Source organism: Kitasatospora sp. NPDC056446 (assembly GCF_042796115.1).
Taxonomy (GTDB): Bacteria; Actinomycetota; Actinomycetes; order Streptomycetales; family Streptomycetaceae; genus Kitasatospora.
In genome coordinates this window covers 57986-70167 of sequence record NZ_JBHTRF010000017.1, presented here as the reverse complement: position 1 = coordinate 70167, position 12182 = coordinate 57986, and the positions used below count along the sequence as shown (strand labels likewise).

Annotated in this window: 12 protein-coding genes and 6 tRNA genes; 8 read left to right on the top strand and 10 right to left on the bottom strand. The window is 73.1% G+C overall.

The window, feature by feature from the left end; translation table 11 throughout:
* Positions 1-71: 71 nt before the first annotated feature.
* The 3 genes from thrS to ACFQ6N_RS13305 all read right to left on the bottom strand — a co-directional run bounded on the left by thrS (position 72) and on the right by ACFQ6N_RS13305 (position 3910).
* Positions 72-2051 (bottom strand): threonine--tRNA ligase, encoded by a 1980-nt coding sequence (gene thrS / locus ACFQ6N_RS13315; RefSeq protein ID WP_380648962.1) that lies wholly within the window; start codon positions 2049-2051, stop codon positions 72-74.
* A 120-nt stretch (positions 2052-2171) separates the two neighbouring features.
* Positions 2172-3323, bottom strand: a complete 1152-nt coding sequence (locus tag ACFQ6N_RS13310) for a hypothetical protein (RefSeq protein ID WP_380648961.1) — start codon at positions 3321-3323, stop codon at positions 2172-2174.
* A gap of 32 nt (positions 3324-3355) precedes the next feature.
* Positions 3356-3910 (bottom strand): DUF4365 domain-containing protein, encoded by a 555-nt coding sequence (locus ACFQ6N_RS13305; protein WP_380648960.1) that lies wholly within the window; start codon positions 3908-3910, stop codon positions 3356-3358.
* Positions 3911-4060: 150 nt separating this feature from the next.
* Here ACFQ6N_RS13305 and ACFQ6N_RS13300 point away from each other — a divergent pair, with 150 nt between their 5' ends.
* Positions 4061-4828, top strand: coding sequence for an exonuclease domain-containing protein (locus tag ACFQ6N_RS13300; RefSeq protein WP_380648958.1), 768 nt, complete (start codon positions 4061-4063; stop codon positions 4826-4828).
* Positions 4829-4908: 80 nt separating this feature from the next.
* Here ACFQ6N_RS13300 and ACFQ6N_RS13295 read toward each other — a convergent pair.
* The 3 genes from ACFQ6N_RS13295 to ACFQ6N_RS13285 form a co-directional block, all read right to left on the bottom strand.
* Positions 4909-4980 (bottom strand) — tRNA-Val (locus ACFQ6N_RS13295).
* Between the two features lie 209 nt (positions 4981-5189).
* Positions 5190-5261 (bottom strand) — tRNA-Val (locus ACFQ6N_RS13290).
* Between the two features lie 78 nt (positions 5262-5339).
* Entirely contained in the window at positions 5340-5798 is a 459-nt protein-coding gene (locus ACFQ6N_RS13285) for a TIGR02611 family protein (protein ID WP_380648957.1), read from the bottom strand.
* Between the two features lie 195 nt (positions 5799-5993).
* On the opposite strand from ACFQ6N_RS13285, the gene ACFQ6N_RS13280 reads away from it, so the two are divergent.
* Positions 5994-6407, top strand: coding sequence for an SsgA family sporulation/cell division regulator (locus tag ACFQ6N_RS13280; protein ID WP_030056266.1), 414 nt, complete (start codon positions 5994-5996; stop codon positions 6405-6407).
* A gap of 429 nt (positions 6408-6836) precedes the next feature.
* Positions 6837-7406, top strand: coding sequence for a CGNR zinc finger domain-containing protein (locus ACFQ6N_RS13275; protein ID WP_380648956.1), 570 nt, complete (start codon positions 6837-6839; stop codon positions 7404-7406).
* A 71-nt stretch (positions 7407-7477) separates the two neighbouring features.
* On the opposite strand, the gene ACFQ6N_RS13270 is transcribed toward ACFQ6N_RS13275, so the two are convergent.
* Positions 7478-7933, bottom strand: coding sequence for a hypothetical protein (locus ACFQ6N_RS13270; protein WP_380648954.1), 456 nt, complete (start codon positions 7931-7933; stop codon positions 7478-7480).
* A gap of 110 nt (positions 7934-8043) precedes the next feature.
* Between ACFQ6N_RS13270 and ACFQ6N_RS13265 the strand changes: the two genes are divergently transcribed.
* Positions 8044-8544: a DsbA family protein gene (locus tag ACFQ6N_RS13265; protein WP_380648953.1), complete on the top strand. Its 501-nt coding sequence runs from the start codon at positions 8044-8046 to the stop codon at positions 8542-8544.
* A 12-nt stretch (positions 8545-8556) separates the two neighbouring features.
* Here the strand turns inward: ACFQ6N_RS13265 and ACFQ6N_RS13260 are convergent, their stop codons facing one another.
* The 3 genes from ACFQ6N_RS13260 to ACFQ6N_RS13250 all read right to left on the bottom strand — a co-directional run bounded on the left by ACFQ6N_RS13260 (position 8557) and on the right by ACFQ6N_RS13250 (position 11413).
* Positions 8557-9402, bottom strand: coding sequence for a GNAT family N-acetyltransferase (locus ACFQ6N_RS13260; protein ID WP_380648952.1), 846 nt, complete (start codon positions 9400-9402; stop codon positions 8557-8559).
* A gap of 80 nt (positions 9403-9482) precedes the next feature.
* Entirely contained in the window at positions 9483-10313 is an 831-nt protein-coding gene (locus ACFQ6N_RS13255) for an aminotransferase class IV (RefSeq protein ID WP_380648950.1), read from the bottom strand.
* A 38-nt stretch (positions 10314-10351) separates the two neighbouring features.
* Positions 10352-11413 carry a chorismate-binding protein gene (locus ACFQ6N_RS13250; protein WP_380648949.1) on the bottom strand — a complete coding sequence of 354 codons (1062 nt, stop codon included), beginning with the start codon at positions 11411-11413 and terminating at the stop codon, positions 10352-10354.
* A gap of 341 nt (positions 11414-11754) precedes the next feature.
* On the opposite strand from ACFQ6N_RS13250, the gene ACFQ6N_RS13245 reads away from it, so the two are divergent.
* The 4 genes from ACFQ6N_RS13245 to ACFQ6N_RS13230 all read left to right on the top strand — a co-directional run bounded on the left by ACFQ6N_RS13245 (position 11755) and on the right by ACFQ6N_RS13230 (position 12159).
* Positions 11755-11827 (top strand) — tRNA-Gly (locus ACFQ6N_RS13245).
* Positions 11828-11867: 40 nt separating this feature from the next.
* A tRNA-Cys gene (locus ACFQ6N_RS13240) sits at positions 11868-11941 on the top strand.
* A 33-nt stretch (positions 11942-11974) separates the two neighbouring features.
* Positions 11975-12046, top strand: a tRNA-Val gene (locus ACFQ6N_RS13235).
* A gap of 41 nt (positions 12047-12087) precedes the next feature.
* Positions 12088-12159: transfer RNA gene (locus ACFQ6N_RS13230), tRNA-Val, on the top strand.
* Positions 12160-12182: the final 23 nt, after the last annotated feature.

Sequence of the window (12182 nt, the reverse complement as noted above, 5' to 3'; positions counted from 1 at the left end):
CCGGGCTTGCAAAGCCGCGCGGGGCAGACTCCTTGGGAGCCTGCCCCGCGCGTGACGGTCGTCCTACCGGATCACACCTGGATCCGGTTCTTGACCGCGTCCACGATCTCGGCGACGGCCTCGGCCACCGGCACGGCGTTCTTCTGCTCGCCGTTGCGGTAGCGGAAGGACACCGCGCCGGCCTCGACGTCGTCGTTGCCCGCGATGAGCATGAACGGCGTCTTCTGCTTCTGGGCGTTGCGGATCTTCTTCTGCATCCGGTCGTCCGAGGTGTCCACCTCGACCCGGATCCCCTGCTTCTTCAGCTCGGCCGCGACCTCCAGCAGGTACGGCACGTGCTCGTCGGTGATCGGGATGCCGGTCACGGTGACCGGGGCCAGCCACGGCGGCATGGCGCCGGCGTAGTGCTCCAGCAGCACCGCGAAGAAGCGCTCGATCGAGCCGAACAGCGCACGGTGGATCATGACCGGCCGCTGGCGCGAGCCGTCCGCCGCGGTGTACTCCAGGTCGAAGCGCTCCGGCAGGTTGAAGTCCAGCTGGATCGTCGACATCTGCCAGGTGCGGCCGATGGCGTCGCGCGCCTGCACCGAGATCTTCGGGCCGTAGAAGGCCGCGCCGCCCGGGTCCGGCACCAGCGGCAGGCCCTGCTTCTCGGCCACGGCCGCCAGGACGGCGGTGGCCTCCTCCCAGGTGTCGTCCGACCCGACGTACTTGACCGGGTCCTTGGTCGACAGCTCCAGGTAGAAGTCGGTCAGACCGTAGTCGCGGAGCAGGTTGAGGACGAAGGTCAGCGTGGAGTCGAGCTCCTCCGCCATCTGCTCGCGGGTGCAGTAGATGTGCGCGTCGTCCTGGGTGAAGCCGCGGGCGCGGGTCAGGCCGTGCACCACGCCGGACTTCTCGTAGCGGTACACCGTCCCGAACTCGAAGAGGCGCAGCGGCAGTTCACGGTACGAGCGGCCGCGCGCGTCGAAGATCAGGTTGTGCATCGGGCAGTTCATCGGCTTGAGGTAGTAGTCCACGCCCTCGTCGAGCTGCATGGGCGGGTACATACCGTCCGCGTACCAGTCGAGGTGGCCGCTCTTCTCGAAGAGCTTCCCCTTGGTGGCGTGCGGGGTGTAGACGAACTCGTAGCCCTCTTCCTCGTGCCGCTTGCGCGAGTAGTCCTCCATCGCCCGGCGGATGATGCCGCCCTTGGGGTGGAAGACGGCGAGGCCGGAGCCGATCTCCTCCGGGATGGAGAAGAGGTCGAGCTCGTTGCCGAGCTTGCGGTGGTCGCGCTTCTCGGCCTCGACCAGGAAGTCGAGGTGGGCCTTCAGCTCGTCCTTGGTCGGCCAGGCGGTGCCGTAGATGCGCTGGAGCATCGGGTTGCGCTCGCTGCCGCGCCAGTAGGCGGCCGCGTTGCGCATCAGCTTGAACGCCGGGATCTGGCGGGTGCTGGGCAGGTGCGGGCCGCGGCAGAGGTCGCCCCAGCAGAGGTCGCCGCTCTTGGCGTCCAGGTTGTCGTAGATGGTGAGCTCGCCGGAGCCGACCTCGACGTCGGCGCCCTCCCCGGCGGTGGCGGCGGAGCCCTTGAGGCCGATCAGCTCCAGCTTGTACGGCTCGGCGGCCAGTTCCTCGCGGGCGGCCTCGTCGGTGACCACGCGGCGGGAGAACTTCTGCCCGCGCTTGATGATCTCCTGCATGCGCTTCTCGATGGCCTTGAGGTCATCGGGGTGGAACGGCTTCTCGACGTCGAAGTCGTAGTAGAAGCCGTCCTTGACCGGCGGGCCGATGCCGAGCTTGGCCTCGGGGAAGAGCTGCTGCACGGCCTGGGCCATCACGTGCGCGGTGGAGTGCCGCAGGATGTCGAGGCCGTCCTTGCTGCCGATCCCGACCGGCTCGACCTCGTCGCCGTCCTGGACGGCGTAGGCGAGGTCCTTGAGCTGGCCGCCGACACGGGCGGCGATGATCGAGCGGTCGTCGGCGAAGAGCTCGGCGGCCGTGGTGCCCGTCGTCACCACGCGCTCTTCCCGATCGGGTTCGCGGCTGATGATTACCCGGACGTCCGTCACCGGTCTCTCCTGACGTGCTGGATTTCAGAGGACGCAGCACTGCGCTGCGCGTGACGATGGTACCGAGAGCGCCGCCCCCGGCGTCCACCTGCGCCCGCTGCCGGTCCGACCGGCTCCCCGCTACGCCTCCGCGCTCCCCTCTCCCAGCCCCTTGAGCAGCCGCTCGCGGTCCCCTTCCTCCCAGCCGGACAGCTCCAGCCCGTGCGGACGGGTCAGCCGGCGGAAGCCGCCCTGCCGCTCCAGCCGGCCGGAGACCCGGACCGGCAGCCCGGCGAGGTGGGCCTCGGCGGCGAGCCGGTAGTCGGGGTCGGGCAGCCGGATCTTGAGTTCGCGGACGTCGGCGCCGCCGAGGACGCGCAGCCGTACCGAGCCCGGTCCGGCCGGGTCGGCGCGCTTGAGCCGGGTGACCACGCCGACCACGGTGACGGCGACGGCGGGCTCGATCCGCTCCAACAGGTCGGCGGCCTCGGCGAGGGCGGGCAGGTCGCCGGGCGAGAAGTCGAGGACGACCCGGCGGTCCCCGAAGCCGCCGGGCGGCCCGGCCCCGGGCGACCAGGCGACGGTGAGCCGGGCCGCCGTCGCGTCCCGGACGAGGTCCTCGACGGACTGGACGAGTTCCCGGCTGACCCCGGCCTGGACGGCGTTCTCGAAGGCCTCGGGCCCGCCGCTGACCCGGCGGTAGTCGACGGCGTCACGCAGCGCCTCCAGCGCGCGCACCAGGGTGGTGACGGCGGCGCGGCCCTCGGGGGCCGGGGTGTACGCGGTGAGCGCGGCGCCCTGCTCGACCACCAGGACGCGGTCCAGGAAGTCCCCGGCGAGGCCGTCCAGCCGGGCGCCGAAGTAGCCGGCCCTGGTCCGGGCGGCCTTGGCCCCGGCGGCGAGCATCCCGCGCGCCGCCTGCCGCAGCCGCTCGGCGTCCTCCCAGGGGGTGGCCTCGGCGGGGCCGGGCGGTTCGCGGCGCCAGCGCAGTTCGTCGCCGGGCACCGCGAGGGCCAGCAGGATCGAGCGGGCGGAGGGGGTGCGGGAGCGGGAGAGCGCGGTGACGGCGTCGGTGAGGAGTTCGACGGCGTCGTCGAAGCCGTCCCCGGCCGGGACCAGGAGGCTGGTGCCGGGCTCGTCGTCGGGCGGGGTCCAGCGGCCGTACCGGGCGGCCGGTCCGCCGCGGCGGACCCAGCCGTGCCGGGCGAGCAGGGTGGCCAGCACCGAGGGGTCGACGGTGGCCGGGTCGGGGAGGGTCGGGGCCGGCTCGCCCGTTCCGTGCGGCGGTGTCATGGGTTCGGCTCCTCGCTGCCGGGGCCGGGCGGTCACGGGCTGTCGCCCGCGCCGACCCGGGCCATGATGTCGCAGAGCGCCCGGTCGTCGAAGACCTTGTCGGTGGGCACCCGGACGTTGGTGCGCCGCTGCCCGGTGACCGGGTGGCCGGCCAGGTTGACCCAGTAGCAGCAGTGCCGCAGCTCCAGGGCGTCCGGGCGGGCCAGCAGCCAGTGGTCGACCCGGCGCGGCAGCAGCATCACCACCAGGATCCGGGGCACGGCGACCCGGGCCCGGGCGAGCTTGCGCAGGTGGTCGTTGTCCAGGGTGAAGCTGAAGAACCGACCGGCCGGGTCGGGTGCGGTCTGCTGGGTGGCCTTGAGCTGGATCTTGATGGTGACCTCGTCGTCCACCTCGTGCACCCGGGAGCCGTGGTTGACCTGCCAGTCGATGCCGTTGTCCGGGAAGGGCTGGGAGAGCGAGCAGCCGGCCGCGGCGGCGACCGCGTGCAGATAGCCGACCTGCAGCGTCTCCATGCAGGCGGTGACCGCGAGGTTCCCCCGCAGGACGGCCGCCGCGCCCTCGGGCTGCGGCTGTGTCAGTGCCATCGCCCCGTGGCCTCCCCCGGCTCCCGGGCCCGTCCGGTTCGAACGGAGCGTCCTTGGGCAGGATCCCCGGTCGGGCCTGGGCCAAACGGGTTGAAGGTGCGTCAGAACCGGGTATCAACCGGGCGCGGAACGCACGCCTGAGGGGCAGTCATGCAGCAGCACTGGTACACCGGCCCACTCGCCTCCTTCGACACCGAGACCACCGGCGTGGACGTGGAGACCGATCGGATCGTCTCGGCCGCCCTGGTCGTCCAGACCGCCCCGGGCGAACCGGTGCGGACCACCACCTGGCTCGCCGATCCGGGCGTCCCGATCCCGGACGGCGCCCGCGCGGTGCACGGCATCACCGACGAGCAGGTGCGCGCCCACGGCCGGCCGGCCCGCACGGTGGTGGCGGAGGTCGCCCACGCGCTGGCGGCCGAGGCCCGGGCCGGGCACCCGGTGGTGGTGATGAACGCGCCGTACGACCTGACGCTGCTGGACCGGGAGTTGCGCCGCCACCACGGGCTGACGCTCACCGGCGGCCTGGCGGCGGCCGGGCTGCTGGTGCTGGACCCGCGGGTGCTCGACAAGCACGTGGACCGCTACCGCAAGGGCCGCCGGACGCTGACCGACCTGTGCGCCCACTACGGCGTCGACCTGGCCGGGGCGCACGACGCCGCGGCGGACGCGACGGCGGCGCTGGCGCTGACCCGGCGGATAGGCGCCCGCTACCCGGCCGCGCTCGGCGGGCTGACGGCGTCCGAACTGCACCTGCGGCAGGCGGTCTGGCACGCGGCGCAGGCGCGCGGGCTGCAGAGCTGGTTCGACCGCTCGGGGGTGACGGAGCGAGTGGACCTGTCCTGGCCGCTGCGCCCGGCCCGGTGCGGCTGCGGGCGCCGGCTGGAGCCGGAGCACGGCTGCGAGGCGGCGGCGTAGCGGGCGGTCCCGGACGTTCGGGCCCGGAACGCGCCGCAGGCCCTGACCTGTTTCCTGGTCAGGGCCTGCATGCTGTCCGGTGGGCGATACTGGGATCGAACCAGTGACCCCTTCGGTGTGAACGAAGTGCTCTCCCGCTGAGCTAATCGCCCGGGCAACGAGAAGAACTCTAGCACCATTCGGGGGTCGTCGTACAACTCGCCCGTTCCGGGTACCGCCGACGCATCCGCAGAACTCGCGCTCCGCGCGGAAGGTGACTGTGCCTCAGCCGATTACGGACGGCCCTTCAGGCGGATTCCGGAAATACACGTGAGGCCCAGCCGATAATCGGCTGGGCCTCACGTATCACAATGCATTCCGGTGGGCGATACTGGGATCGAACCAGTGACCCCTTCGGTGTGAACGAAGTGCTCTCCCGCTGAGCTAATCGCCCGGGTGCAGGGAAAACATTACCGCATCCCGGAGGGTGGTCCGAACACCCTCCCGGCCCGCGACCCCGGGCCCGACCGGCTCAGCTCTCCTCCTGCGGCCAGGGGACGGCCAGGCCGTAGCGGGCGAGGTACCAGCCGCCCACCCCCGCGAGCGCGGCCAGCCCGATCGCGGTGACCGTCAGGTTGCGGCGGCGCACCCTCGGGTCCAAGGCCCGCTGGGCGGCCTCGGCGACCTTCCGGCGGATCCGGCGCAGGGCCAGCCGGGCCCAGGCGAACTCGGTCGCCCAGATCCCCATGCCCAGGAAGATCACCACCCAGCCGGGCCCGGGCAGCGGCAGCAGCACCAGGCCGGCCCCGACCACCGCGAGGCCGGCCAGGAAGACCAGGACCTGCCAGGCCCGGTGCAGCGCGCGGGAGCGGCGGACGAAGGCCGGGGCCCTGGAACCGGCCGCCCGGCCCCCCTCGACGGTCGCGTCAGCGGATGCGGCCGCTTCACCCGTTCTCGTGTTCCCGGCCGTCTTGTCGTTTCGCACAGTCATGCCAGGAAACTAACCAAGAAGAACCTCGGTAATGCCTGGCCCGCCCGCTCCGGGACCATTCCGCAATGCGCCGTAAGGGGTACGACTCGCGCCCGAATCGGGACAGAGGGGTTTACATCGGTCTTGGGGGTGGGATGGTCCGTTCGCCGACGTGCGATTCCCCGAGCGCACACTGAGCGAAAGGCCATGGCGCTTATGAACACCACGGTCAGCTGCGAGCTGCACCTGCGCCTCATCGTGTCCAGCGAGTCCTCACTGCCCGTCCCCGCGGGCCTGCGCTACGACACCGCCGACCCCTACGCCGTGCACGCCACGTTCCACACGGGCGCCGACGAGACCGTGGAGTGGGTGTTCGCCCGAGATCTCCTCGCGGAGGGGCTGCACCGACCCACCGGTACCGGCGACGTCCGGGTGTGGCCGTCGCGCAGCCACGGGCAAGGGGTGGTCTGCATCGCACTGAGCTCTCCGGAAGGAGAAGCCCTGCTGGAGGCCCCTGCCCGGGCGCTTGAGTCGTTCCTCAAGCGGACGGACGCCGCGGTGCCCCCCGGCACCGAACACCGCCACTTCGACCTCGACCGGGAGCTGTCCCACATCCTCGCCGAAAGCTGACCCCGACCGGAGGCGGTCACGCCCCGCCGTCGGCGGGGCAGTACCCCCTGCCGTCATCGCAGCCGTCCTACTCGGGGGCACGGCAGCGGACTCAGCCGCGCACCACGCGGCCTCGGGGCCGGTGGACGGCCCGCTCCCACCGGAGCGGGTCCGCAGCACCGCAGGCGCCCGGCAGCCGGGTCGGCCATCCGTTCGGGTGGCCGGCCCGGGTGCCGGGCGTCGACGTCTTTCCGGAGTCGCACACGGCCACGGCCTCCGCACGCCGCCCCGACGGCCGCGACAGCGGGGCCGCGCCCGGTTTCGGACGCTCTGCCGGGATCCGCACACGCCTTCGAAAGAACCCGCCGCCCTTACGGCACAAGGCCCGGTATGGTCTGGGGTAACCGTGGACGCGGGGTATCGGAGTCCCCTGCGCGAGGAGTCCCCAACGTGCTGATCACCCATGACACCGAGTGCGCGCTGAGCATCCTCGTCGAGCTGCTCAACACCGCACCCGAGGTGTGCGGCGCCGAGCGGCTGCCGGACGTCGCCGCGCTCGGCGCCTTCGTGGTCGGCCAGCAGATCAGCGAGATCGACTCGCTGACCGAGGACGACCTGCGCCGGGTGCACGAGCTGCGCACCCGGCTGCGCGAGGTGTTCGGGACGGAGTCCACCGAGGCGGCCGCCGAACTGGTCAACGCGATCGTGGCAGCCGCCGGGACGACGCCCCGGCTGACCGACCACGACGGCCACGACTGGCACATCCACTACTTCGCGCCGCACGCCGCGCTCGGCGACCACCTGGCGGCCGAGCTGGGGATGGCGCTGGCCTTCATCCTGATGGCGGGCGAGCGGGAGCGGCTGCGCCGGTGCGAGGCGCCGGACTGCGCACGGGTCTTCGTCGACCTCTCCCGGAACCGCTCGCGGCGCTACTGCGACAGCCGCACCTGCGGCAACCGGCTGCACGTCGCCGCCTACCGGGCACGGCAGCGCTCGGCGGAGGCCGTGCCCTCCGCCTGAGCCGCCTCCCAGGCGGCCACGGGCCCGGCGTCCCGGCGCCGGGGCTCGGACCCCGTGCTCGGATCCGGCGCTCAGATCCCGCGCTTGCGGAGGATCTCCTCGATGTCCTCGAAGTCCCCGAGGCCGTCCGCCCGCTTGCCCCCGGCCGGCTTCTTCGCCGGCTTCGGCGCCGGAGCCACCGCCGGGCGCTCGGACGCCGGGCCCGTCGCCGCCGGACGCTCCGGCGGGGCCTCCACCGCGCCGCGGCGGCCCGCCCAGCGGGTGGTGAGCAGCAGGACCGCGGAGACGCCGAGCAGCACGATGCCGGTCCACACCCGGGGGTCGAAGACCAGCTTGGCCGCCCAGTCGGTGAACGCCCGGCCGATCGTGCTCGCCAGCGGGAACAGTCCGGTCAGGTAGAGCCCGGCGGGCAGCAGGGCGACCGCGAACCAGCGGGTCGCCGACAGGAAGCGCCGCCGGTAGGCCCGCAGGCCCGCGACGGCCACGCCGCCCGCCGTGAGGATGAAGCTGATCGCCGCGCTCAGCACGGGGCCACTCCTTCGCGTCCGGTCGTCCTGGTCATCGGTGCCTCCCTCTCGGTCCGCCCTCGGGCACACCACCGGCCGGAGCGGGCGCCCACTAGTGGAACACTGGGGGGATGATCGATGGTTCCCTCCCCCGCCTTGAGTTCTGGTGCGACCTCCAGTGCCCGGACTGCCGCACCGCGCTGGACGACGTGCGGGCGCTGCGCGCCCAGTACGGCGACGCGCTGTCCGTGGAGCTGCGGCACTTCCCGCTGGAGAAGCACAAGCACGCCTACGCCGCCGCGGAGGCGGCCGAGGAGGCGTTCGGCCAGGGGCTGGGCTGGCCCTTCGTGGAGGCGCTGCTGGCCCGGGTCGAGGAGTTGGACGCACGGGGGCAGCAGGTGCTGCTGGACGTCGCCCGCGAGGTCGGGGCGGACGTCGAAGAGGTCGACACCGCGCTGGTCGACGGCCGGCACATGCTGACCGTCGACGCCGACCAGGCCGAGGGGAAGGCGATCGGGATCACCGGCACGCCCACGTACGTGATCGGCGGCAAGCGGCTCGACGGCGGGCAGAGCCAGGACGGGCTCCGGGCGGAGATCGTGGCCGTCATCGAGGCAGCGAAGGCTTCCTGACGCCACGTCGGCTCACAGCGCCTTGCCGTAGAGCCGGTCGACCACCCGGTAACCGAGCGAGTCGTAGAGCCGGATGGCCGCCTCGTTGTCGGCGAAGACGTTGAGGCCGAGGCTGTGCACCCCGGCGGCCAGGCACTCCCGCTCGGCTAGCAGCATCAGGGTGCGGCCGTGGCCTCGGCCCCGGTGGGCCGGGTTCACCTCGACCACCATCACCCAGGCGAACGGTTCGCCGTCCGGCAGGTCGCGCAGGTGGAGGGCCAGCCAGAGCGAGCCGTACAGCTCCGGCTCGCCGTCGGGGCCGTACAGGCTGCTCAGCACCACCCCGGGGGTGTCGGTGCCGTGCGGGAGCCGGTGCCGCCCGCCGTTGTCCGTCTTGGCGCGGGCCTGCTCCTCGGTGAGGCCGGAGGCCACCAGCGCGCGGGCGAACCGTTCCGCGCCCCGGTCGAGCCAGGCCCGGAGGTCCTCGCCGTCGATCGGGCGGGTGCGGACCCCGGCGGGCAGGGCGGGGGCGGCGCCCAGGCGCTTGTTCAGGGTCCGCATCCGCTCGGTGTAGCCGAGGGTGGCCGCGAGGCCGCGGGCGATCGGGGCCGACTCCGGGACCTTGACGTCCACCCGGACGCAGTCCCAGTGGCGCAGCACCTCCTCCGCGGCCAGCGCGCCGAACGTGCCGCGGCCCCGGCCGCGCCCCTCGGTGACCTCCAACTCGGATATCTCACCCCAGAGTCGGCCGCCGTAGGGGGTCGCGGTGGTGCGTAGGAATCCGACCGGGCGGCCGTTGGAGAGGATCCGCCAGCGTCTGGTGCGGCCGCCGGCCGCGGTGGGTGTCTCCGGGCCCTCGGGGCGCAGGGTGGTGGTCATGTGGTGGTCCCTTCCCTGCGCTCGGAAGGTTCATCCACGGGGTCGGCCACGCGGACGGCCCGGCGGTGCCGGGGTGCCGGTCAGGGGTCGAGGTCGTCCCCGCTGCGCTCGGCGAAGACGCTCATGGCCTTGGCGGTGACCGGGCCGGTGCCGGGCAGTTCGCGGCCGTCGACGCGGGTGACGGCCTGGACGTCGCGGGTGGTGGAGGTCAGGAAGACCTCCTCGGCGTCCTGGAGGGCGTCGAGCGGGAGGTCGGCCTCCTCCGCTCCGCACCAGTCGATGACGAGCTGCCGGGTGATGCCGGCCAGGCAGCCGGAGGCGAGGACGGGGGTGAGCAGGCGTCCGCCGATGACCACGAAGACGTTGGAGCCGGTGCCCTCGCAGAGCCGGCCCGCGGTGTTGGCGAACAGGGCCTCGGAGGCGCCGACGCGGTGGGCGGCGGCCAGGGCGACGACGTTCTCGGCGTACGAGGTGGTCTTGAGGCCGGCGACGGCACTGTGCTCGTTGCGGCGCCAGGGGACGACGGCGACGGCGGTCTCGTCGGGGCGGCGGTCGATGGCGCCGAAGGCGACGACGAGGGTGGGGCCGGTGGTGCCGCGTTCGGAGCCGAGCGGGGCCGGGCCGCCGGTGTAGGTCACGCGCAGGCGGCCGAGCGGCGCGGGGTTGGCGGCGAGGACCCGGGCGCAGGCCTCGCGGGCCAGGTCCCGGTCGGGGTCGGGCAGGCCGAGGCCGCGGGCGGAGCGGGTGAGCCGGTCGAGGTGGCGGGTGACCGCGAAGGCCTCGCCGTCGACGGCCTTCAGGGTCTCGAAGACGCCGTCCCCGGTGGTGAGGCCGTGGTCGAGGACCGAGACGGCGGCGTCGGCGGTGTCGACGAGCGTGCCGTTGACCCAGCTGGTGGTGCGGTCGTGCATGCGGTGCTGCTCCTCAGCGGTGGACCGGGGGGGTGTGCTCATGCCCCGGTCGGGTCGGTGTCGCCGCCCGACGCTATCGCGACCAGGCGGGCGGCCTTGAGTTCGGTCTCGGCCCACTCGCGCTCGGGGTCGGAGCCCCAGGTGATGCCGGCGCCGGTGCCGAAGCGCAGGACGGGTGTGCCGGGGTCGGTCCGGTCGAGCCAGAAGGTGCGGATGCCGACGGCGAGTTCGCCCTCGCCGCGGTCGGCGTCGACCCAGCCGACGGCGCCGCAGTAGGGGCCGCGGGGGGCCGTCTCCAGGGCGTCGATGATCCGCAGGGCGCTGGACTTGGGGGCGCCGGTGACGGAGCCCGGCGGGAAGGTGTCGGCGAGCAGCGCGGGCCAGCCGGCGTCCGCGCGCAGGGTGCCCTCGACGGTGGAGACCAGGTGGACCAGGCCGGGGTGCTTCTCGACGGCGCAGAGGTCGGGGACGGTGATGGTGCCGGTCTCGCAGACCCGGCCGAGGTCGTTGCGGACGAGGTCCACGATCATCACGTTCTCGGCGTGGTCCTTGTCGAGGAGGTCGTCCTCGGTGCGGCCGGTGCCCTTGATCGGGCCGGAGGAGACGGTGCGGCCGGTGCGGCGCAGGTAGAGCTCGGGCGAGGCGGTGGCGATCTCGACGCCGTGGCCGGGCAGCCGGACGGTGCCCGCGTAGGGGGCGGGGTTGCCGTGGGCGAGCAGGCCGGTGAGGGCGTCGATGTCGCTGAGGTCCGGGTCGGGCAGCGGCGCGGACAGCACGCGGCAGAGGTTGGCCTGGTAGACCTCGCCGGCGGCTATCCGTTCGCGGATCCGGCGGACGCCCTCCGTGTAGGCGGCGCGGTCCAGTGAGCTCCGCCAGTCGCCGGCGTCCGGGCCGCGCCAGCCGGCGCCGGAGGGCGGGGCGGGGGCGGGGCGGACCTCGTCGAACCGGGCGCAGGTCAGCCGGCCCTCGAAGTCGTGGACGACGGCCCAGTAGCCGGCGGAGTCGAGGGCGGCCGGGTCCGAGGTGACGTCGCGCAGTCCGGTGGCCAGGCGGCCGCCGAAGCGGGCGAGCGGGGTGCGGGGGTCGGGGTGGCCGGACACGGTTCTCCTGCGCGGTGTGCTGGGCGGCGGTGCCTGAAGTGTAGGTCGGGGGCGCGGGCCCGGCGCTGGTGAGCTGCCCTCGCCACGGAGCGTGCGAGCCGGGGCGCGAGCAGGTCCGGACATCGCGCGGGTGTGCGTCGGGTGGCCTGCGGATGATCGTCCGGGAGCACCGCAGGTGGCCGCGGGTGGCCGGCCGCGAGGGCTGACGGAACGGCACTCCGGCGGCGTCCCCCTCGGCACGCTGCGGGAACGGATTTTTAGCTGGCCCGGGAATCCGCTAGAGTTCAACACGTCGCCAGGGAGCGCAGCCGGGAAAACCGGTGAGGCCCCCGGGGAGACAAGCGGACGTGGCTCAGTTGGTAGAGCATCACCTTGCCAAGGTGAGGGTCGCGAGTTCGAATCTCGTCGTCCGCTCGATGGAGAACAGTGTAAGATCGTTCTTCATGTGTTGCCTGGTGGAGTGGCCGAGAGGCGAGGCAACGGCCTGCAAAGCCGTGTACACGGGTTCAAATCCCGTCTCCACCTCCAAGAGGATCACCCGGTTTCGCTGGGAGACCCCCCGCGCGATTAGCTCAGCGGGAGAGCACTACCTTGACACGGTAGGGGTCACTGGTTCAATCCCAGTATCGCGCACGTCAGGTCCTTCGGGGCCTGCTGCATGACCGCCTTACCAGGCGCGATTAGCTCAGCGGGAGAGCACTACCTTGACACGGTAGGGGTCACTGGTTCAATCCCAGTATCGCGCACGTCAGGTCCTTCGGGGCCTGCT

Bases quoted from the DNA above. Each gene is read 5' to 3' on its own strand.
- ACFQ6N_RS13255 (WP_380648950.1), bottom strand. From the start codon at position 10,313: ATGCACGACCGCACCACCAGCTGGGTCAACGGCACGCTCGTCGACACC.
- ACFQ6N_RS13265 (WP_380648953.1), top strand. From the start codon at position 8,044: ATGATCGATGGTTCCCTCCCCCGCCTTGAGTTCTGGTGCGACCTCCAG.
- ACFQ6N_RS13310 (WP_380648961.1), bottom strand. From the start codon at position 3,323: ATGACACCGCCGCACGGAACGGGCGAGCCGGCCCCGACCCTCCCCGAC.
- ACFQ6N_RS13285 (WP_380648957.1), bottom strand. From the start codon at position 5,798: ATGACTGTGCGAAACGACAAGACGGCCGGGAACACGAGAACGGGTGAA.
- ACFQ6N_RS13280 (WP_030056266.1), top strand. From the start codon at position 5,994: ATGAACACCACGGTCAGCTGCGAGCTGCACCTGCGCCTCATCGTGTCC.
- ACFQ6N_RS13300 (WP_380648958.1), top strand. From the start codon at position 4,061: ATGCAGCAGCACTGGTACACCGGCCCACTCGCCTCCTTCGACACCGAG.
- ACFQ6N_RS13260 (WP_380648952.1), bottom strand. From the start codon at position 9,402: ATGACCACCACCCTGCGCCCCGAGGGCCCGGAGACACCCACCGCGGCC.
- ACFQ6N_RS13305 (WP_380648960.1), bottom strand. From the start codon at position 3,910: ATGGCACTGACACAGCCGCAGCCCGAGGGCGCGGCGGCCGTCCTGCGG.